The following is a 19,292-nucleotide window of genomic DNA, read 5'->3' on the forward strand; positions in this document are numbered from 1 at the left end:
TGTTGAATTTTGAATGAATCATTTCTAACAAAACTTTAAACATGAAACTTTGAACTTTAAACTTTCTCTGCTTAGCTTTGCCAGCTTATGGAAAACATCAGACACATCTTTTTTGATTTAGACAATACGCTTTGGGATTACAGACGAAATGCAAAAATAACACTCGCCAAACTTTTTGAAGAATTCCAAATCAAAGAAAAACACGCTTATACTTTTGAGGAATTTTACCCATTTTATTATGAAAGCAATGAATCACTTTGGGCAGATTTGCGCGACAAGAAAGTAACCAAAGATGAACTGCGTGCACGACGTTTTCCTGAAGCATTTGCAGGTTTGGGAATAGAAAATGCAAGCTTTGCAATGGATTTCGAAGAGCGTTTTGTGAATGAAGTGACCAATTCCAATTATGTTGTAGAAGGTGCGGAAGAATTATTGGAATACCTGAAAGATAAATACACAATTCACATTCTGTCGAATGGATTTGAAGAAGTCACGCATTGGAAAATTGAAAAAAGCATCATCAAAGACTACATAGATACAATCACGACTGCTGAAGGTGCAGGTGCTCCGAAACCTGATCCGATTGCTTTTCAAACTTCGCTTGACAAAGCTGGCGCAACGAAAGAAGAATCTATTTATATCGGTGACGATTGGATTGCAGATATGATTGGTGCGACGACTTTTGGGATGAATGCGATATTCTTTAATCCACTCAATGAAAACCATATGTGGATAGAAGAAGTGCCGATTGTCGGACAATTGATTCAATTGAAGAAATATCTGTAACAAATTAATTTTATACAAATAAAAATCCCGCCAAAAATATTTCAGCGGGATTTTTATTATTTATAAATCTTATTTTTAATTCGCTAAGATCGTAACCACATTGTTGCTCATTTCAACTACACCGCCATTTACATCAAATAAATAAACGAACTCATTTGCAGGCGATTTGGTCAATTTTCCGGAAACATTGTCAAAATCGATATTGGATTTAGAATGCAACTTAATTTTGATAGTTCCTTTGTCCAGAGAAGAAACAATGGGAGCGTGGTTGTTGAGCATCTGGAATTCTCCGTCTTTGCCCGGAACCGTTACCGCATCTACTTCTCCTTCGAAAATAACGTGTTGTGGTGTTATAATATGTAATCTCATTTCGATAAATTTTTAGTATCTGGTATCAAGACTCAAGTATCAGGAAAATCTTACTACTTGATATTTAACCCGATACAGATTAAGCATTAACTTCCGCCAACATTTTCTCTCCGGCCTCGATTACGTCTTCGATGGTTCCTTTCAAGTTAAATGCTGCTTCAGGATACTGGTCAACTTCACCGTTCATGATCATTGTAAATCCTTTGATGGTATCTTTAATGTCAACCAAAACTCCAGGATTTCCTGTAAACTGCTCTGCTACGTGGAAAGGCTGAGACAAGAAACGTTGCACTTTTCTAGCACGGTAAACAACCAATTTATCTTCTTCAGACAATTCCTCCATACCCAGGATGGCGATGATGTCTTGCAATGCTTTGTATCTCTGTAAAATTTCTTTTACTCTTTGTGCACAGTTGTAGTGTTCGTCACCTAAAATTTGAGGTGTCAAGATTCTTGAAGTAGATTCTAACGGGTTTACCGCAGGATAAATACCCAATGAAGCAATCTTTCTGTCCAATACCGTAGTCGCATCTAAGTGAGCAAATGTCGTGGCAGGAGCCGGGTCAGTTAAGTCATCCGCAGGAACGTAAACTGCCTGTACAGATGTAATTGATCCAGTTTTTGTTGAAGTAATTCTCTCTTGCATCGCACCCATCTCAGTTGCCAATGTTGGCTGGTAACCTACTGCTGAAGGCATACGACCCAAAAGTGCCGATACTTCAGAACCTGCTTGTGTAAAACGGAAGATGTTGTCGATGAAGAAAAGTACGTCACGTCCTTGTCCTGAACCATCGCCGTCACGGTAATATTCAGCCAAAGTTAATCCTGATAAAGCAACGCGTGCGCGTGCTCCCGGAGGCTCATTCATCTGTCCGAAAACGAATGCCGCTTTAGATTCTTTCATCAATTCTTTGTCCACTTTAGACAAATCCCATCCGCCTTCTTCCATTGAATGCATAAATTCATCACCATATTTGATGATACCTGCTTCCAACATCTCACGAAGTAAGTCATTTCCTTCACGGGTTCTTTCACCCACTCCGGCAAATACTGACAAACCTCCGTGTCCTTTTGCAATATTGTTGATCAACTCCTGGATCAATACGGTTTTACCTACTCCGGCACCACCAAACAAACCGATTTTACCTCCTTTTGCATAAGGTTCGATCAAGTCGATGACTTTGATACCTGTAAATAAAACTTCTGATGAAGTCGATAAATCTTCAAATTTTGGAGCCGATCTGTGAATCGGAAGACCGTTCGTTCTGTCCAAATTTCCTAATCCGTCAATAGCGTCACCTACTACATTGAAAGTACGTCCGTTTACTGCGTCTCCGATGGGCATAGTGATAGGTCCGTTGAGTTCCAAAACTTCCTGACCTCTCTGCAAACCGTCGGTTGAATCCATTGCGATACAACGTACCGTGTCCTGACCAACGTGCTGCTCTACTTCCAATATCAAAGGTTCTTTCCCCTCTCTTTTGATTTCCAATGCATCATAAATTTGAGGAAGACTTGCTGCGTTTTCAAAAACCACGTCAATTACGGGTCCTATGATTTGTGCGATTTTACCTTTATGGTTTGCCATTATTGTAAAGATTAAGTGTTTTTAAAATTTGCGCAAAGATAAGTTTTCCAACTGATTCGTAACTAATGATTAATAAGATTTTTATCAGTATTGCAAGAAGTGATGCTATTAATAAACTATTTCACTCCTTATCAATATCTTGACTCTTCATCTCCTGTCTTTTTTTATGAGCATCTTCCCAGAGCTTTTCAATATCAATTTCTCTAATTTGTATTCCTTTACTCGGTTTGATAATTTTTGGATTATTAATTCTCTTAATTGATTCTGCAATATAGATTACCTTATATTCTCTTTCCTTCGATTTTTTCTCTATCTCTAAAATCAATCCAGGTAAACCGAAAAATTCAGCCGGACCACTGGAAACAGGTACTTCGAGAGCATACCATGCTGTTATGTAACTATTTTCATTTTCTGCAATTGCCTTTCTAACTTGAAAGCCTAACACATTTTTAGTTTCATCTGTTATGTTCCAATCCCATTTAGGAAGTGGATCAAGCGTATAATATTTCTGACCATCAATCTCTCCTATATCTTTCATCTGAACAGAATCTTTAAGATTATGATAAGTCACACCAAAACCTGCCGGAGCATAACGGATATCAAATGTTTGATCTTGACTATTGTTTATCCTGTCCTGGTAAATAAAAGAATATTCTTTACCTGAAACGACCATGATATATGTTTCGGCTGGAGGCTCTTCATTTGTCTTCATTTGAATTCTGGCTAGATCGCTATCTTCAAACCAATTTTTCTTCTCTTCTTCACTATATGTTTGCCGGACAAATGCAGTGTAATTAATCTCTAATTGCTGGGCAGTCAAACTAAATGCTAAATTGTATAATAGGAAAATCAAAATTACTTTCAGTAAGCTCATAGAAGATGGTTTTATGTAAAATTAAATAAAATGGTTAAAGAATTAAAACTTTACAAAAAACTTAATTATTCTAATATTTTAGTTCTGTTCAATAAATATGGATGCTGTAAGACAGTTACACCCTCCCGGATTACAACAGGCGAAATATCCCGAGCCACACGAAACACTACAGCCACCACCACCCATGCTACAACTTGATGCGCCTTCTCCACCACTAGAACACCCACCTGATATTTTGCCTTCAAGATCATTCATGGAAATTATAAATTCAACTGCATTCGGCACCTTTATTATTGCAGAAAGAAAATTAGGTATATTTCTCATTGAGTCCTTGTCTAACCAATGGTAAGTAATTCCTGTCCCATAATATTCATTTTCTTTTTGAAAACTCAAACCAAACAAGGATTTGATTTCTTTTTCTTCAGATTTATCCACTGCAAAATAATATGATTTCTCCCCATTATTAAATACAAAAGAATGGTCTAAAAAAGTTAAGGTTCCTTTTCCTTTCAAGTCCAATCCATCTATATTATTACAATTCTGACAGGTGATAACATTTATGGATTTTTCAGATTCCGTATAAAATACAATTTCATCGGATTCATTTTTCCAAACTTTAAATTCACCGGTGAATTCACCGGGGTTATTAAGTTTAGAAACATTCCCATTTCTCAATATAGAACTGTTGGAAGACGAATCTTGTGAAATAAAAGATGAGTCATCTTCACTACATGAAAGAATAAAACAAAGGATGAAAATCCCATAGAAAAATTTAAACATTTTCATAATTACATAAATTTAGGTTAAACAAATTAGATAAAAATCCAAGTCAAATTTTATGTGTTGAATCTTTATTTCCTTACAAACTTAAAATGATTTTTTATAAAAACCAAGAAAAAATTAGCAAAATGTAATATTATTTTACTCTTTTTGTACTATATAATAATTACTTAATGTTACTTAATTAGCTTCAATTTTGTTCTCATGGAGTGGGTTCCTGAACAAAAAATTAAGGAAATTAAAAATACGGTTCCTGTCAAAGTCGGGGAAAAAATTCGTTATTACAGACGAATCAAAGATTATACTCAAACTAACCTCGCTGATATGATTGGTAACGACAGGCAATACATTTACAAAATTGAAAAGGGAAAAGTGAACCCAAGTATTTCCACTATTGCACTTTTGGCTTATGCTTTAGAGATTCCTCTATCCAAACTTTTAGAGGATATAGAATTATAAGCTTTTAAACTATTAGTCATATCGCTTATCTTTGCGGTTCATGAAGATTTTCAAAGATATTTCAGCCTGCAAAAATGTAAAAAATCCTGTTTTGACTTTAGGGATGTTTGACGGTGTTCACATCGGACACCAATGCATCATCCAAAAATTAATTCAAATTGCTGAAGAAATTGACGGCGAAAGTACTTTGCTAACTTTTGAACCGCATCCCAGGCTGGTTTTGAGTGATGGAAAGGCAGATTTGGACTTGCTGAATACTTTGGAAGAAAAAATCGAATTGCTGGAACAAAACGGATTGCAAAATCTGATTCTGCATCCGTTCACCAAAGAATTTTCCCAATTGAGCTCTGAAGAATTTGTGCGGGAATTGTTGGTGAATCAAATAGGTGTTCATACGATTGTCATCGGTTATGACCATCATTTCGGACGAAACCGAGAAGGAAACTTTGAACAATTGCAAAAGCTTTCTCAAGAATTAAATTTCAATTTGATCAAATTGGAAGAAGTGAAAAGCGACGATCTGCACATCAGTTCCACCCAAATCAGAAACGGACTTTTGGAAGGAAATGTGGAATTTGCACAAAAAGGTTTGGGCAGGTTTTATTCATTAAAAGGAAAAGTAGTTCACGGAGATAAACTTGGTCGTACATTGGGTTTTCCAACTGCCAATCTGGAATTACCCGATTATAAATTAATCCCGAAAAATGGTGTTTATTTGGTAAAAGTGAATTTCAGAAATGAAATTTATAAAGGTCTGCTTAGTATCGGAACACGACCAACGGTTACGAATTCTAACGAGAAACGTATCGAAGTTTTCATCTTAGATTTCAAAGAAGAAATCTATGGTGAAACTTTGGATTTGAAATTGATCCGATTCATCCGCGATGACATGAAATTCAATTCTTTAGAAGAATTGATTTCTCAAATGAATTATGATAAATTGATTGCGAAAAATTTCATTTATTAATCCCAATCATTATATTTGGATTATTTTAACATATTAAACTTATTTATTTTATGAACATGATTGATTGGTACAAAAAAGTCGTTTTTGAAAACTATGCAAATTTTAGAGGAAGAGCAAGAAGAAGCGAGTATTGGTATTTTGCTTTATGTAATGGTATTATTTCTATGGTTTTTTACATCCCTTTATTAGTCACGGGAGGTTTTTCGGATAATTCAGAACCTGGCATAATTTTTTGGTTATGTTACGGATTGTTGATGGTTTATGGACTTGCAACCTTCGTCCCAACATTAGCCGTGACGGTTCGTCGCTTACACGATATTGGAAAAAGTGGGTGGTATTATTTTGTAGGATTTATTCCTTTAGTAGGTCCTATTATTTTGCTGGTATGGTTTTTTACCGAAGGTGAAGGACACACAAATCAGTGGGGGTCGGACCCAAAAGATATATTTGGCAACATACATGAAATTGGAAAACCTCAGGTTTAATTTCACATGTTTCAGATTGAAAATTATAAAAATACCTTTCTGCGTTGTTATGCTAAGTTTTCTGGCAGAGCGGGCAGAAAGGAATTTTGGAGTTTTTTTTTGTTCAATGTTCTATCACTTCAATTCTATTTATTCCTCATGTTTTACACACAAAATTCGGTTATGAATTCGATTTAAAACCATTTGAAATTTATCAACACATAATAGGCTTGTACATACTGCTCACCATCGTTCCTTCATTAGCCATTTTAGTCAGAAGGATGCACGATTCGGGTCGAAGCGGGTGGAACCTTTTGTTATTCTTCGTTCCCATTTTTGGATTGTTTTATTTGGTAGTTATTCTATTTTATATGATTGATGAAAGTGATGATGGAGGAAATAAATGGGGTGAAAATCCTAAATTTTCTTTGTAGCGAAAATAAATTTACAATTATAAAATTAAATTTTCTGCTTTCAAATCATTATCGTAATATTGCGATATTAAATCAATGAAAATATGGGTGCAACTAAAACAGAACATTTTACCGAAAGCCAAAATCAAATTGCTACCATCGCAAAAGCTTTGGGGCATCCGGCGAGGATTGCCATCGTGGAGCATCTTATGAAAGTGAATCAATGCATCTGTGGCGATATCGTCAACGAACTTCCACTTGCACAACCCACCGTTTCACAGCATTTGAAAGAATTGAAAAATGCGGGCATCATCAAAGGAAGCATCGAAGGAAATACCATCTGCTACTGCATCGACGAAAAAACGATTGAGATATTGAATAATTATTTCTCCAAAATCATCCAAAATGTTTCGGCTAACAAATGTTGCTAAGACATTTTTTATAAAACTATATCGCAATATTGCATTTAAACTATAAAAAAATTTTAAAATGAAATTATCTGAAGTCAAACAAATTTTGCCCGAATTGGAAAATGTGGAATTCCAATTGGAGGAGGGCAGTTTTGTACCTGAACATTTTCACGTGACCGAAGTTGGAATGGTTTCCAAAAATTTTATCGACTGTGGCGGTGTCATCCGAATCGAAAACAAAATCAGCTTTCAGTTATGGAATGCAGATGATTTTGAACACAGGCTCAAACCTGCTAAATTGCTGAAAATTATCAGACTTTCGGAACAAAAATTGGGTATTGGCGATTTTGAAATCGAAGTGGAATACCAAAGCGGGACGATTGGGAAATATGATTTGGATTTCAACGGAAAGACATTTCTCCTGAAAAATAAAACAACAGCTTGCCTGGCACAGAATGACTGCGGAATTCCAACTGAAAAGCCTAAGAAAAATCTGGCTGATTTGACAGTGAAATCTTCTGTTTGTTCACCGGATTCAGGCTGTTGCTAAATGAAATCAAAATTTATCCGATATAAAAAACCGATTATCATTACCACCTCTGTGGTTGTACTGCAGCTTATTTTTGGTTTCGATCCGAAATTCTGCATCATCAATCTCATTTGGTTATACGTTTAAAGTTATGACAAAAAAAATACTGGTGCTCTGCACGGGGAACAGCTGCAGGAGCCAAATCGCGGAAGGATATTTAAGGCATTTCTCCGGCTCGAAAGCCGAGATTTACAGTGCAGGTGTGGAAACGCACGGCGTGAACACCCGTGCCATTGCGACTATGAAATCAGACGGGATTGATATTTCACACCATACCTCCAACCACATAAATGAGTACAGGGACATCGATTTCGATTTTGTAATCACGGTTTGCGACCATGCTAAAGAAAGCTGTCCGTACTTCCCGACAGGTGCGCAGAAATTTCACCAAAACTTTCCTGACCCAGCCAAAGCAACGGGAAGCGAAGCGGAGATTAAGCATGAATTTGAAAGAGTGCGCCAGCTCATCAGGGATTATTGCGAAAAATTTGTGCAGGAAAATCTCTAAGTTCCTCCTTTCCCAACCATAATGTGAATTATGGTTTAAATTTTGCAAAATGAATTTTAACTAAACACCTCGGTTATGGATTTCAGAAAAATTTCAATTGCAGTTTTATTTGGATTATTGATCATTTCATGTTCAGATAAAAAAGATGAATCGGTGGAAAGTGAGCCTTTGATTGAAACAGATTCAGCAGAAGTTGACAATTCCGAATCGATGAGTTTTGAGCAGAATCCTACGATGAAAGGCTGGTTGGGTTTCTACAAAAAAGAAAATCCGGACATGGGATTGGGAAATTTTGAATTACAGAAAACTTCTAAGCTGGATATGATGGAGGGAAGTGTTTCGGGAACCTTCGATTCTGATTTCGATTCTGTTTATATGCCGTTTTTGGTATTTAATCCATCGAAGACGATGTATATAGATTTAGATAGTTACAATTGGGTTCTGGACGAGAACGGTATCGCGATGTTTGAAGCGGATCAGGAAGTAAATCTTGTAAATCTGAAAGACAAAACCGTGAAACGAATCGGCTTTTACGGACCTTCTTATTGGGCAGAAGATGCTTTTTGGATGAATGATTCGGTGTTTGTTTTGCTGGAAAACAGTGACCAAAACGAAACGAGTTTTCAATTGATCAATCTGCAGGAGAATTCTACTTCAAGTTACATCAATACCAAACCTTTGAAAATCCGTGAGGATTTTTACAATGATTTGCGATTGAATCGAAAAGGTGTAAAGGTTTTGCACTAATTAAAAATGCTGCCTGCTTGGACAGCATTATATTCTATTGTGTAGTCATTTCGAGGCACGAGAAATCTTTGAAAATTTAAAGATTCCTCTTTAGTTGGAATGAGAGAAAGAAGTTTATTTCTTAACTACTTTCTCAAATTGAATTCTTCCGTTTGATAATTCTACTTTTAGAAAATAAATTCCGTTTGGTAATCCGTTTAAATCAATTTGAGTTGAATCCAAATTCTTTCTGATTACTTTTCCTTCTACAGATATTAACTGTAAAGATTTGATTTCTTTATCTGATTGTACATTTATAAAGCCTTTTGTAGGATTTGGATAAATGGAAATTGAATTTTCAGAACTAACTTCAGAAACAGAAAGAAGATTATTGTAAGCTTTTTCAAAATCAGGTATCCCATAGCCCAATTGATTGGTTGGATTGTTGAAATGACTCGCAGATTCTCTTACCTGCTGACGCAAAGCACTTGGCTGTACTTCTGGAAATGCTTGAATAAAACAAGCCATAGCGCCTGCCATAATAGGGGAGGATAAAGATGTACCGCTTGCAGTATCGATATTTCCATCAGGGGTAATTACCAATGCATCAGAACCTCTTGCTGAAACATCAGGTTTAATTCTCCCGTCTGCAGTAGGTCCATAAGACGAAAATCCTGAAGGGTTTCCATTGGAACGGACCGAGCCGATTGTAAATATATCTATGCCGTCAGCGGGAGCGGTAATATAATGCCATTCACTGTCTCCGGCATTCCCAGCTGAGTTTACAACCATAATTCCTTTTTCGGAAGCAATCTGCGCACCTCGTGTGATGAAAGCAGTTTGACCATTCATGTCTTCATATTGATAATTGTAACGAGAATCGTCGAATTCATTGTACCCCAACGAAGTATTAATGACATCGACACCGATACTGTCCGCACGTTCTGCTCCTGCAATCCACCAAGCTTCTTCCTGTGGGATTTCTTCTTCGGTTTTTTCTGTAATGAATAAATAAAAATCTGAATCAATGGCTGTTCCTACATATTGATTTTCGATGTATCCTCCGATACTTGATAAAACAATAGTGCCATGTGAACCTCTGGTATAAAAAGAATCGTTGTCATCTACGAAATTGTATCCGCCTTTTATTTTGCCATTATCTCTCAAATAATTAAATCCATTAGCTACATCAACTCCGGGAAAACCTGCATCTAAAACCGCAATGGTAATGCCCTCACCTGTAAATCCTAAATTGTGCAGATAGTCTAGGCTCAATTGAGTGATTTGTTCTTCTGTGGTTCCATATACAAAGTCTGTCACTTCATTTTCTACGTTGAATTTATCCTGGACTTGGTAGTTTTCGTTTTTTTGGAAACCATTACTTTTAACAAATGTTTCTACTTCCTGAACGAAAGGTAGATTTTCTATTTGTGTAATTTGTGTTTGGGTTAATTCTGCAAAAATTCCATTGAACCATTTAGAAATAACAACTGGTTCTATTCCCAAAGCGATAACCTGACTGATGTAAGTTTGTTCTACAGGAACGTCCTGCATATTAAGTTCTATGTTGTATTTTTCTCTTCTGTCCAAAGCTTTTTGGGAAAGCATAGAGGTAGGATTGGCGAAATATGTTGCTGAAGAAGGTTTGTCATTAAATCTAATCAATACAAATTCTTGTGCCGCAGCAAAATAAGATATGATTAATAAACTGAAAGTAAAAATTGTTTTCATTTTGTGTGAAATTATTGAATGTGCAAGTTACTTATAATTTCGACATCTAATTATTTGAGGATTAAAATTTAAAGCATTAAAAAACCTGTCAACTCAATCGAAATGACAGGCCTATATTATAGGTATTTAATTTAACCTCAAACGACTCCCTGAGCGATCATGGCATCGGCAACTTTTACGAAACCTGCAATGTTAGCACCTTTTACGTAGTCAACATAACCGTCTTCTTCCAATCCAAATTTCACACATGAATCGTGGATATCTGACATGATTTTGGTAAGGATTTTATCAACCTCCTCTGCCGTCCATTCGATACGTAAAGAGTTTTGTGACATCTCCAAACCTGAAGTTGCAACACCTCCCGCATTAGAAGCTTTTCCAGGTGAAAACAAAATTTTGTTTTTCTGGAACCATTCCATTGCATCCGGTGTTGTAGGCATATTTGCACCTTCTACTACACACTGAACCCCGTTTTCTACCAACATTTTGGCATCATCAAGTTTCAATTCATTTTGGGTAGCACATGGCATTGCGATATCTACTTTTTGCATCCAAGGGCTTTGTCCTTCAAAATAAGGAACACCGAATTTTTCTGCATAAGGTTTCACAATATCATTGTTGGTTGCTCTCAATTCGAGCATATAATCGATTTTCTCTCCTGAAATTCCCGCTTCATCATAGATGTGCCCGTCAGGACCTGAAAGTGTAACTACTTTTGCGCCTAATTCAGCTGCTTTTGTAACTGCACCCCAAGCCACGTTTCCGAAACCTGAAACTGCAATTCTTTTGCCTGCAATGTCTTCACCTTTTGTAGCCAACATCGCTTTTAGAAAATATACGGCACCATAACCGGTTGCTTGTGGACGTAACAATGAACCTCCCCAAGACATACCTTTTCCGGTAATAACACCTGTAAATTCGTTTTTCAATTTTTTGTACATACCAAACATGTAGCCGATTTCTCGGGCTCCTACCCCGATGTCTCCCGCAGGTACATCTGTATTTGGACCTACGTGTCTGTATAATTCAGCCATAAAAGCATGACAAAAACGCATGATTTCTCCGTCTGATTTTCCTCTCGGGTCGAAATCTGAACCTCCTTTTGCACCACCCATCGGCAATGTTGTCAAAGCATTTTTGAACGTTTGTTCAAATGCCAAAAATTTAAGGATGCTCAAGTTTACACTTGGGTGAAAACGTAATCCACCTTTATACGGTCCGATTGCAGAATTCATCTGGATTCTGTAACCGCGATTTACCTGAATTTCTCCTTTGTCATCCACCCACGGTACTCTGAAAGTGATTGTTCTTTCGGGTTCGGTCATTCTCAATAACAAATTTTGACCGTAGTAAATATCTTTACCAACTATATAAGGAATGATGGTTTCCGCCACTTCCTTAACGGCTTGTAAAAATTCCGGCTCGTGTGGGTTTCTTCTTTCCACATCTGCCATAAAATCATGAATGATTTTTTCCATCGTTTACTTTTGTTTGAATTTGGGCAAATTTATAGTATAAAACTGAAATATTGTACAGTTTTTCAAACAGATAAGTCATTTTATTTCAAAAAATTTACCTGAAAGTGGCTTCACGATTCCTTTTAATTCTAAATTTAATAATATGCCATTGAGTTTAAATGTTGGAATTTCTAGTTCTGTAGCAAGTTGGTCGATTTGCTGTTTCCCTTTTTTCATTAAGAAATTGTAGATGATTTCTTCATCAGTATTCAGTTCTATGAAAAGTTCTTTTTGTACAGGTTTTGGGTTTAATTTTAAATTGAAATAATTCAACAAATCTTCTGCATTTCTGATCAAATAAGCCTGATTATTTTGAATCAAATGATTGCAGCCCAAACTGTATTTGTCATCAATTCTTCCCGGTACTGCAAAAACTTCCCGATTGTAAGAATTAGCATACATTGCCGTGGCAAGCGAACCTCCTTTTACATCGGATTCTACAACAATAACAGCATCACAAAGTCCGGCGATGATTCGGTTTCTGAGAATGAAATTCAAAGGTTCAGGTTTGTGAAAAGTGGAGTATTCGGACACCAAAGCACCATTTTTCTGCAACGATTCTGCATCTTTTTTATGCGCAGCGGGAGCAATTTTATTGAGTCCATGTGCGAGAACTGCAATGGTAGGTAAATCGTGCTTGATTGCAGATTGATGTGCAATAATGTCACATCCGTACGCCAATCCACTAACGATTGTGATGTTTTGAGTCGATAAATCTGAAATTAAATTATCGATAAAAGTTTTTCCGTAATGCGTCATTTTTCTTGTTCCGACAATGCCAATGTGAAGATTTTTATTGAAATCATGCTTTCCTTTTTTAAATAACACTAGCGGCGCATCTGAGCATTGTCTCAGCTTCTGAGGATAATCTGCAGATGAATTTAAAATCATCTCGATGTTGTGTTTCTCTGCGAAAATTATTTCTTTCTCCGCAAGCCTGAGCGGAGATTGGTTGAGAATATGGGGTATGAAATCTTTCTTGTTCCGAAAAATTCTGTTCAATTCTTTTTCATTCATCTGCCAGATAATTTCCGGATCGTCGATGACTTTTAAAATCTTTTTTGCGTTGGCAACGCCCATTCCCGGAATGTACGTAAGTGCAAGTAGGTGTAGAAGGTTAGGTTTCATTTGCATAAAATTAGAATTTTTTATTAACAATTTATTTACTTTTCTGAAAACTCAGGGAAAATTTTAATAATTTTGGAGTATGAATTTGGAAAAACATATCAGCACTTTATTGTATAGCTATGATTGTGTCATTGCTCCGGGATTTGGGGCATTTTTAACTCATAAAAATTCTTCTTCTTTAAATGAAACTTCCATTGATCCTCCTTCAAAAAAAGTTGGATTTAATGGTGCTTTGCAAAAAAGTGATGGTCTACTGATTCAAACTTATGCTCAATCCCGCAAATTGAGTTTTGAAGATGCACAACGTGAAATTGAAAACCAAATCAGTTTTTGGAAAATTCATCTCAATAAAAACGATTCTTTGATTTTAGGAGAATTGGGAACTTTTACTAAATATCCAGCGGGAAATGTAGAATTCAAGCCGAATGAGCTAAATTATTCTTTGGAATCTTTTGGATTGGAAAGCATCAGAACGAAATTCATCATGCAACCTGTCCCTAAAAATAATGGATCAAATGGCGTGTGGTGGAAAGTAGCAGCGATGGTTCCCATTCTAATTGGTGGTTATCTTTATTTTGCACAACCTCAGCCTGTTGCTGATTTTGTGAATGAGCAATGGAGTGGTTTTGTGGCTCCAATTGTAAATACACATGTGGTCTCCACAGAAACTCCGTTAATCACTGAAGAAGTGAAAGTAATTGAAGAAATGCCTGCTGCAATTGTGGAAAACGTAGTTTCTGAGAAAATTGTTCATGCGCACCAGGTAATTGCAGGTTCATTCAGGTTAAAGTCAGAAGCTGAAATTTTCGAGGCAAAATTGAAAGAAGAAGGTTTTGCTAATGCGAAATTTACTCAGAAAAAAGGAAGCTATTTCTATGTAGCATTTGATACTTTTGAGACAACTGATGAAGCTTTAGCTTTCAAAAGAAGTTTGCCAATGGACTATCCGGAAGCCTGGATACTTTCTTTAAACTAATTAATTACTTCTATAAATTTATCATTGAATACAGCTTCAACTTTTTGAGTTAAGCCTAGATATTCTCCGTCAATCTGTAAATGAACTTTACGAGAAAATTCTGCTGTGACATTTTTGCAGGAATGGATTTCCATATATTTTTCGGCAGGTTTTGATTTTCCCAAATATAACTTCAATCCGTTGATAAAAGACAAGCTTTTTAACATCACAATTTCAAATACATCATCGTCTAATCTTCCTTCAGGATTAATGATAAGTCCCGTTCCATAAGCAGTTCCATTGCTAAAGACCAACATGTAAATTTCTTTCTGAAAGTTTTCTATGTCTGTTATAATATTAGCTTTAACCTTCTTTTGTTTAAAAATCACATTATTGAATGCTGAAAAATAACCCCAAAAACCTCTTTTGTTTTGAGATTCAAATTGTTTGATGATTGCAGCATTAACACCTACATCAGCCAGATGAACGCTAAATTTACCATTTATAGTCAGTGAAGACATTGGGTGAGAGTTTCCTGTTTCAATAAGACTAAGTGCCTCATTTAAATCTGCAGGAATATTTAAGTTTTTCGCCAGGCCGTTTGCTGAACCCGTTGGCAGAATTCCAAGTTTGATGTTCAACCCATAAATTTGTTCGCAAACATATGTTACCGTACCATCGCCTCCAGATGCCACCACTGTTTCGTAATCGTTTCGTTGCAGTTTTTCTTTGAGATCCTTACACGCATCTCCGTCCCAATTCGGAACAAAAAAATCAAGGTCAAAACCAGACTTGTCAGAAAAGTGAATTCGGATTTCTTTTTCAAAATCATCATCACGGGTTCCGGAAGAAGGGTTAAGTACAAATAGAATTTTACGTGTAGGCATTTTAGAATAGTTTAATCAAAGTTATGTAAATTTACGAAAGGTTATGGTTATAAAAATTTACCATTCATTCGGTAGCAATAAACAGATTCAAGTTACGGGTCATGTATTTGACATGAAACCTCCTGAAATCTTTTCTGAAACCAATTTTTTCCTTGCCAATTTGATTGCATTGATTTATTTGTTCAAAGTTAAAACGATTGCTGAAGTTGAATTGGAGTTGGATTTCTTTGGAATAAAACATAAAACAAAATCGCTCGAAGATGGATTTTTCAGGTTTGAATTTGATACAAATTATGATTTATCATTTGGCTGGCATACAATTCAAATTAAAGGAAAAAATATTTTGACAGGCGAAATCTTTTCATCTGAAGGAAAATTATTTGTTCCCGAAATCACAAAATTTGCGGTCATTTCAGACATCGACGACACGATTATGAAATCATACAGTGCTACAATTTTTAGACGTTTGTATGAATTGATTTCAAAAAATCCATACCGTAGAAAAGTTTTTGAAAACACAATTGAATGGTATCAAGAACTTGCAGAAGAAGAAAATCCGGGCAATGAAAGCCGTGCTTTTTTTTATGTAAGCAGCAGTGAATGGAATTTGTATGAATATTTGAATGTGGTTTTCAAACAGAATAAATTGCCGGAAGGAATTTTCCTATTGAATTCACTTCGGACTTTGAAATCATTTTGGAAAACCGGAAAAACGGGACATGAAGGTAAATTGGTCAGAATTGGTCGTTTGATGAATACTTTTCCTGAAGTAAAATTTTTATTAATCGGAGACAATACCCAGAAAGATCCGGAAATTTATCAAGAAATTGTTTTTAAATATCCTGATCAAATCAAAGCAGTGATGATTCGAAACAGTCGCAAAAGTAAAGGGGCAGATACGACACTGATTTTAAAGAAAATTGCACAGCAAAATATTCCGGTCATTCAATTTACGACGACGCAGGAAGGTATTGATTTTAGCCGGGAGATTGATATCATTAAATAAAATCTGTGATTATAATTGAATTAAAATATTTTTAAAGACCTTTGCAAAGCAAAAATTCAAACATGAACACAAAAACGAAAACGCCTTCTGACTCTGCATCTGTATTGACAAATTTAGTTTTACCAAGTGAAACAAATATGCTGAATAATTTATTCGGTGGAGAATTGCTGGCGAGAATGGATAGAATATCTTCCATCGCAGCAAGACGTCATGCAGAAAGTTTTCAGGTGGTAACTGCTAGTGTTAATCATGTTTCGTTTCATACGCCTGTTCCTTTGGGAAGCATCGTAAAGCTGGAGGCGAAAGTAACACGTGCTTTTTCCAGTTCGATGGAAATTTATGTTGATGTTTGGATTGATGATCCGATGAAACAGGAGCTGATCAAAACCAATAATGGAATTTATACGTTTGTGGCAGTTGATGAAAACAACAAACCCGTTGCTGTGCCGCAAATCAAACCGGAAACAGAAGAAGAAATTGAACGTTTTGATGCTGCTTTGCGAAGAAAACAATTGAGTTTGATTTTAGCAGGGAGAATGGATCCTAAGGATGCACATGAATTGAAAGCGATTTTCTTTTAACGTTTTGATTTAAAGAATTCTATCAAAATTTCAGAACATTCATTTTCTAAAACTCCAAATTGGATTTCTGTTTTTGGATGCAATTTGATTCCATTGCTCAGAAACCCTCGCTTTTCGTCTTTTGCGGCTATTACAACTTTACTTATTTGGCTCCAATAAAGTGCTCCGGCGCACATTGTGCAAGGCTCGAGCGTTACATACAAAGTACAATTTTTTAGGTATTTTCCTCCTAAATAATTGGCTGCTGAAGTGATTGCCTGCATTTCTGCATGAGCAGTTACATCTGTCAGTGTTTCGGTCAGGTTATGTCCTTTGGCTATAATTTTATTATTTGAAACGATGATGGCCCCGATTGGAACTTCATCTTTTTCCAATGCGTAATGTGCCTCATCTAAAGCTTTGCGCATGAAATAATCATCTGTAAATAACTCGTTCATGAATGGCGTAAAAATACAAAATTAAGAATTGAGATGCGCTCCTTTCATGGTTGCAAAGTCACGAATATATTTAAAGAATTTATCTCTGCAATTTTCGCGGTTGTTGATATAAAAATTAATTGTAGTTCCATCCTTTGATTCTATATAAATATTATTTGACCCGGTTTCTGAAGATACATATACATTTTTGATTTCATTCCAGTGAATTTTAATTACAGTATTTCCCTTTTCGTAAACCCATTCAATATAATCTTCGAAAATGTCAACATCTCCAGAACAAAATATTTTACTTTTATTTAAGTCGAACCATTCCATTATTTGATGTTCTGGGAGTTTTTTAATTCTTTTGGGCAATTTTAAATTCAAAAAATTCTTCATTTTTAGTTGTTATGTAAACTACAATTAGATAAGAATTAGTTGTTGGAAAGGAAGACAAAATAATGACTATTTTTTCTATTAGTTATGAAGATAAGCGTTACAAAAACGTTTCAAATACATTACTATTGAATTAAATCCTTATAAACGAATGTTTTGAAAATAAAAAAAGCGATACAATTTTGTATCGCTTTCATATATCGAATTTAAAATTCTTTAATTATTTGATTTTAAAGATAACTCTACGAGCTAATTGGTGAGCAGAAACTGCGCTTCCTTTAAACTGACCATCGATTCCTTGACCTTTCGCATTCAATCTTGAAGCGTTGATTCCTTTTCCTACGATGATTTGTTTTACAGCATCAGCTCTTCTTTGAGATAGAGCCTGGTTGTAAGAAGCTCCTCCTGCAGGGTCAGCGTATCCTAAGATTTCAACACTTGCATTAGGGTTCATTTTCAAGTACTCAACTACGAAGTCAACTCCACCGATAGATGCATCAAAAGGAACTGATTTGTCATAATCAAAATATACGTTGATAATTCCACTGTCGATTAATTGTTTCAAGATATTTGAATCACTTAATACACCTGCATTTCCAGCAGCAGGATAGTTATCTTTTATATATTGTTCGATAACATCCGGAACACCGTTGCCATTAGCATCGATAGTTCTACCTTTTGTATCAACTACAGCATCAGGAGCAGAATTAGGCTCTTGGTCTAAATAGTTAGGCACTCCATCGTTATCATCGTCTTTTAACATCTCTTCGATATTGTCAATACGTTGTGATAAGTCTTCTTCTAGATACCAGTCAGCATGTTGTTGTTTGTTTCCAAAATAGTATGTAAGACCCAATGAAACATTTAATAAAGGATTTAAATGTCTTGTATAATTAGTAGCAGGGTTTGCTACTTGAGACGTGACTGTTTGTCCTGGGATTGTTTCCCCATTAACGACTTGCGAAGGAATAACTGTAGTTACTGTTAGGTACTCAGCATTTCTGGAAAGACCATTCCACGTGTATTTCATTCCAAAGTTATTGATTCCAGTAGCATCTAAAGTTAAAGCAAATTTTTCGCTTAATTTAAATTGCGCAGTAAGACCGGCCATAACGCTAAACATCTCATCATCTTCAGGAATATTATCATTCTGAAATATACTGTAAGCAGGTCCTCCATGGAATAAAAGACTAAAAGATTTTGTCCAATCTTCAAAACTCAACACTCTTCCAAGATTTATAACACCCTGAAGTCCAAATCTCCATTGTGTAGTTTCAAATTCAGGACTGTCATCACGGTTTGTAATACGATCATAGCCCGCATCCGCTTTCAAACCAAATTTTGTGTTGAACATGTAACGCACTCCTAAATCAGCATGCCATAATCCTAAAAATTTTGCATCCGAAGATTTGTTGTTCCAATTGTAAATAGCATTGTTTCCACCTCCATTTACTTCTACAGACCATTTGTTATAATTGGCTGCTTTGTACTTGCTAGAGGGAACTACCTCTACAATTTCTTCTTGTGCTTCCTGTGCTTGAGCTGATATTGCTAAAGCAAAAAAAGCCACCGGCAAAAAGAATTTTTTCATAATTTAATTATTTAGATTAATACCCTAAAACCTTTATTTTCTGGTGCAAATGTATAAACAAATGCTGATTTAACAATATTTCTGACGTTTTTTATTCAATTGTTAAAATTAATTTAAAACATACTTGCAGCGCTGTGTTTCCAAAATTGAT

The 19,292-nt window shown here is 35.8% G+C and carries 23 protein-coding genes and 1 pseudogene; 13 read left to right on the top strand and 11 right to left on the bottom strand.

Annotated features, from left to right (window positions below; all coding sequences use genetic code 11):
* Positions 1-87: 87 nt before the first annotated feature.
* Complete coding sequence (locus B8977_RS01720; RefSeq protein ID WP_084015643.1) at positions 88-786, top strand: YjjG family noncanonical pyrimidine nucleotidase; 699 nt, start codon at positions 88-90, stop codon at positions 784-786.
* A 75-nt stretch (positions 787-861) separates the two neighbouring features.
* On the opposite strand, the gene B8977_RS01725 is transcribed toward B8977_RS01720, so the two are convergent.
* The 4 genes from B8977_RS01725 to B8977_RS01740 form a co-directional block, all read right to left on the bottom strand.
* Positions 862-1,155 carry a FoF1 ATP synthase subunit delta/epsilon gene (locus B8977_RS01725; protein WP_084015645.1) on the bottom strand — a complete coding sequence of 98 codons (294 nt, stop codon included), beginning with the start codon at positions 1,153-1,155 and terminating at the stop codon, positions 862-864.
* Between the two features lie 79 nt (positions 1,156-1,234).
* Positions 1,235-2,743 (bottom strand): F0F1 ATP synthase subunit beta, encoded by a 1,509-nt coding sequence (gene atpD / locus B8977_RS01730; RefSeq protein WP_084015647.1) that lies wholly within the window; start codon positions 2,741-2,743, stop codon positions 1,235-1,237.
* 121 nt (positions 2,744-2,864) lie between these two features.
* Positions 2,865-3,617, bottom strand: a complete 753-nt coding sequence (locus tag B8977_RS01735; protein ID WP_084015649.1) for a GLPGLI family protein — start codon at positions 3,615-3,617, stop codon at positions 2,865-2,867.
* Positions 3,618-3,695: 78 nt separating this feature from the next.
* On the bottom strand, positions 3,696-4,403 hold the full coding sequence (locus B8977_RS01740; RefSeq protein ID WP_084015651.1) for a hypothetical protein: 708 nt from the start codon (positions 4,401-4,403) through the stop codon (positions 3,696-3,698).
* Between the two features lie 198 nt (positions 4,404-4,601).
* Here B8977_RS01740 and B8977_RS01745 point away from each other — a divergent pair, with 198 nt between their 5' ends.
* The 9 genes and pseudogenes from B8977_RS01745 (at position 4,602) to B8977_RS01785 (ending at position 8,954) form a co-directional block, all read left to right on the top strand.
* Positions 4,602-4,856, top strand: a complete 255-nt coding sequence (locus tag B8977_RS01745) for a helix-turn-helix domain-containing protein (RefSeq protein ID WP_084015653.1) — start codon at positions 4,602-4,604, stop codon at positions 4,854-4,856.
* Positions 4,857-4,896: 40 nt separating this feature from the next.
* Positions 4,897-5,823: a bifunctional riboflavin kinase/FAD synthetase gene (locus B8977_RS01750; RefSeq protein WP_084015655.1), complete on the top strand. Its 927-nt coding sequence runs from the start codon at positions 4,897-4,899 to the stop codon at positions 5,821-5,823.
* Between the two features lie 50 nt (positions 5,824-5,873).
* Positions 5,874-6,308 (top strand): DUF805 domain-containing protein, encoded by a 435-nt coding sequence (locus tag B8977_RS01755; protein ID WP_317043176.1) that lies wholly within the window; start codon positions 5,874-5,876, stop codon positions 6,306-6,308.
* 6 nt (positions 6,309-6,314) lie between these two features.
* A pseudogene (locus B8977_RS15320) lies at positions 6,315-6,389 on the top strand (hypothetical protein); the annotation flags it as partial.
* Between the two features lie 5 nt (positions 6,390-6,394).
* Positions 6,395-6,721: a DUF805 domain-containing protein gene (locus B8977_RS15180; RefSeq protein ID WP_159447440.1), complete on the top strand. Its 327-nt coding sequence runs from the start codon at positions 6,395-6,397 to the stop codon at positions 6,719-6,721.
* 83 nt (positions 6,722-6,804) lie between these two features.
* Positions 6,805-7,131, top strand: coding sequence for an ArsR/SmtB family transcription factor (locus B8977_RS01770; protein ID WP_084015659.1), 327 nt, complete (start codon positions 6,805-6,807; stop codon positions 7,129-7,131).
* Between the two features lie 58 nt (positions 7,132-7,189).
* Positions 7,190-7,660 carry a DUF6428 family protein gene (locus tag B8977_RS01775; protein WP_084015661.1) on the top strand — a complete coding sequence of 157 codons (471 nt, stop codon included), beginning with the start codon at positions 7,190-7,192 and terminating at the stop codon, positions 7,658-7,660.
* Positions 7,661-7,808: 148 nt separating this feature from the next.
* Entirely contained in the window at positions 7,809-8,207 is a 399-nt protein-coding gene (locus B8977_RS01780) for an arsenate reductase ArsC (protein WP_449406585.1), read from the top strand.
* 75 nt (positions 8,208-8,282) lie between these two features.
* On the top strand, positions 8,283-8,954 hold the full coding sequence (locus tag B8977_RS01785; RefSeq protein ID WP_084015665.1) for a hypothetical protein: 672 nt from the start codon (positions 8,283-8,285) through the stop codon (positions 8,952-8,954).
* A gap of 114 nt (positions 8,955-9,068) precedes the next feature.
* Here the strand turns inward: B8977_RS01785 and B8977_RS01790 are convergent, their stop codons facing one another.
* The 3 genes from B8977_RS01790 to dprA all read right to left on the bottom strand — a co-directional run bounded on the left by B8977_RS01790 (position 9,069) and on the right by dprA (position 13,309).
* Positions 9,069-10,664, bottom strand: a complete 1,596-nt coding sequence (locus B8977_RS01790) for a S8 family serine peptidase (protein WP_084015666.1) — start codon at positions 10,662-10,664, stop codon at positions 9,069-9,071.
* A gap of 137 nt (positions 10,665-10,801) precedes the next feature.
* A complete protein-coding gene (gene gdhA / locus B8977_RS01795) occupies positions 10,802-12,142 on the bottom strand; it encodes an NADP-specific glutamate dehydrogenase (protein WP_084015668.1) in 1,341 nt (446 codons plus the stop codon).
* A 75-nt stretch (positions 12,143-12,217) separates the two neighbouring features.
* On the bottom strand, positions 12,218-13,309 hold the full coding sequence (dprA, locus tag B8977_RS01800) for a DNA-processing protein DprA (protein ID WP_159447441.1): 1,092 nt from the start codon (positions 13,307-13,309) through the stop codon (positions 12,218-12,220).
* A gap of 79 nt (positions 13,310-13,388) precedes the next feature.
* Here dprA and B8977_RS01805 point away from each other — a divergent pair, with 79 nt between their 5' ends.
* Positions 13,389-14,285 (top strand): HU domain-containing protein, encoded by an 897-nt coding sequence (locus B8977_RS01805; RefSeq protein ID WP_084015672.1) that lies wholly within the window; start codon positions 13,389-13,391, stop codon positions 14,283-14,285.
* On the opposite strand, the gene B8977_RS01810 is transcribed toward B8977_RS01805, so the two are convergent.
* Positions 14,282-15,151: a diacylglycerol/lipid kinase family protein gene (locus B8977_RS01810; RefSeq protein WP_084015673.1), complete on the bottom strand. Its 870-nt coding sequence runs from the start codon at positions 15,149-15,151 to the stop codon at positions 14,282-14,284. The genes B8977_RS01805 and B8977_RS01810 overlap by 4 nt on opposite strands.
* Positions 15,152-15,194: 43 nt before the next feature.
* Here B8977_RS01810 and B8977_RS01815 point away from each other — a divergent pair, with 43 nt between their 5' ends.
* Both B8977_RS01815 and B8977_RS01820 read left to right on the top strand, forming a co-directional pair.
* Positions 15,195-16,157, top strand: coding sequence for an App1 family protein (locus tag B8977_RS01815; protein ID WP_084015675.1), 963 nt, complete (start codon positions 15,195-15,197; stop codon positions 16,155-16,157).
* A gap of 62 nt (positions 16,158-16,219) precedes the next feature.
* Positions 16,220-16,738 (top strand): acyl-CoA thioesterase, encoded by a 519-nt coding sequence (locus B8977_RS01820; RefSeq protein ID WP_084015677.1) that lies wholly within the window; start codon positions 16,220-16,222, stop codon positions 16,736-16,738.
* Here the strand turns inward: B8977_RS01820 and B8977_RS01825 are convergent.
* The 3 genes from B8977_RS01825 to B8977_RS01835 all read right to left on the bottom strand — a co-directional run bounded on the left by B8977_RS01825 (position 16,735) and on the right by B8977_RS01835 (position 19,141).
* Positions 16,735-17,175, bottom strand: a complete 441-nt coding sequence (locus B8977_RS01825; RefSeq protein WP_084015679.1) for a nucleoside deaminase — start codon at positions 17,173-17,175, stop codon at positions 16,735-16,737. The two genes, B8977_RS01820 and B8977_RS01825, sit on opposite strands and share 4 nt — an antisense overlap.
* Before the next feature lie 21 nt (positions 17,176-17,196).
* Complete coding sequence (locus B8977_RS01830) at positions 17,197-17,490, bottom strand: PH domain-containing protein (RefSeq protein WP_143736274.1); 294 nt, start codon at positions 17,488-17,490, stop codon at positions 17,197-17,199.
* Positions 17,491-17,770: 280 nt separating this feature from the next.
* A complete protein-coding gene (locus B8977_RS01835; protein WP_084015683.1) occupies positions 17,771-19,141 on the bottom strand; it encodes an OmpA family protein in 1,371 nt (456 codons plus the stop codon).
* Positions 19,142-19,292: the final 151 nt, after the last annotated feature.

Origin of the sequence: Moheibacter sediminis (genome assembly GCF_900176425.1) — a bacterium.
GTDB classification, from domain to species: domain Bacteria; phylum Bacteroidota; class Bacteroidia; order Flavobacteriales; family Weeksellaceae; genus Moheibacter; species Moheibacter sediminis.

Bases quoted from the DNA above. Each gene is read 5' to 3' on its own strand.
- B8977_RS01830 (WP_143736274.1), bottom strand. From the start codon at position 17,490: ATGGAATGGTTCGACTTAAATAAAAGTAAAATATTTTGTTCTGGAGAT.
- B8977_RS01785 (WP_084015665.1), top strand. From the start codon at position 8,283: ATGGATTTCAGAAAAATTTCAATTGCAGTTTTATTTGGATTATTGATC.
- gdhA (WP_084015668.1), bottom strand. From the start codon at position 12,142: ATGGAAAAAATCATTCATGATTTTATGGCAGATGTGGAAAGAAGAAAC.
- B8977_RS01815 (WP_084015675.1), top strand. From the start codon at position 15,195: ATGGTTATAAAAATTTACCATTCATTCGGTAGCAATAAACAGATTCAA.
- dprA (WP_159447441.1), bottom strand. From the start codon at position 13,309: ATGAAACCTAACCTTCTACACCTACTTGCACTTACGTACATTCCGGGA.
- B8977_RS01790 (WP_084015666.1), bottom strand. From the start codon at position 10,664: ATGAAAACAATTTTTACTTTCAGTTTATTAATCATATCTTATTTTGCT.
- B8977_RS01810 (WP_084015673.1), bottom strand. From the start codon at position 15,151: ATGCCTACACGTAAAATTCTATTTGTACTTAACCCTTCTTCCGGAACC.
- atpD (WP_084015647.1), bottom strand. From the start codon at position 2,743: ATGGCAAACCATAAAGGTAAAATCGCACAAATCATAGGACCCGTAATT.
- B8977_RS01750 (WP_084015655.1), top strand. From the start codon at position 4,897: ATGAAGATTTTCAAAGATATTTCAGCCTGCAAAAATGTAAAAAATCCT.
- B8977_RS01745 (WP_084015653.1), top strand. From the start codon at position 4,602: ATGGAGTGGGTTCCTGAACAAAAAATTAAGGAAATTAAAAATACGGTT.
- B8977_RS01755 (WP_317043176.1), top strand. From the start codon at position 5,874: ATGAACATGATTGATTGGTACAAAAAAGTCGTTTTTGAAAACTATGCA.
- B8977_RS01735 (WP_084015649.1), bottom strand. From the start codon at position 3,617: ATGAGCTTACTGAAAGTAATTTTGATTTTCCTATTATACAATTTAGCA.
- B8977_RS01720 (WP_084015643.1), top strand. From the start codon at position 88: ATGGAAAACATCAGACACATCTTTTTTGATTTAGACAATACGCTTTGG.
- B8977_RS01770 (WP_084015659.1), top strand. From the start codon at position 6,805: ATGGGTGCAACTAAAACAGAACATTTTACCGAAAGCCAAAATCAAATT.
- B8977_RS01835 (WP_084015683.1), bottom strand. From the start codon at position 19,141: ATGAAAAAATTCTTTTTGCCGGTGGCTTTTTTTGCTTTAGCAATATCA.
- B8977_RS01820 (WP_084015677.1), top strand. From the start codon at position 16,220: ATGAACACAAAAACGAAAACGCCTTCTGACTCTGCATCTGTATTGACA.
- B8977_RS01725 (WP_084015645.1), bottom strand. From the start codon at position 1,155: ATGAGATTACATATTATAACACCACAACACGTTATTTTCGAAGGAGAA.
- B8977_RS01740 (WP_084015651.1), bottom strand. From the start codon at position 4,403: ATGAAAATGTTTAAATTTTTCTATGGGATTTTCATCCTTTGTTTTATT.
- B8977_RS01805 (WP_084015672.1), top strand. From the start codon at position 13,389: ATGAATTTGGAAAAACATATCAGCACTTTATTGTATAGCTATGATTGT.
- B8977_RS01775 (WP_084015661.1), top strand. From the start codon at position 7,190: ATGAAATTATCTGAAGTCAAACAAATTTTGCCCGAATTGGAAAATGTG.
- B8977_RS01825 (WP_084015679.1), bottom strand. From the start codon at position 17,175: ATGAACGAGTTATTTACAGATGATTATTTCATGCGCAAAGCTTTAGAT.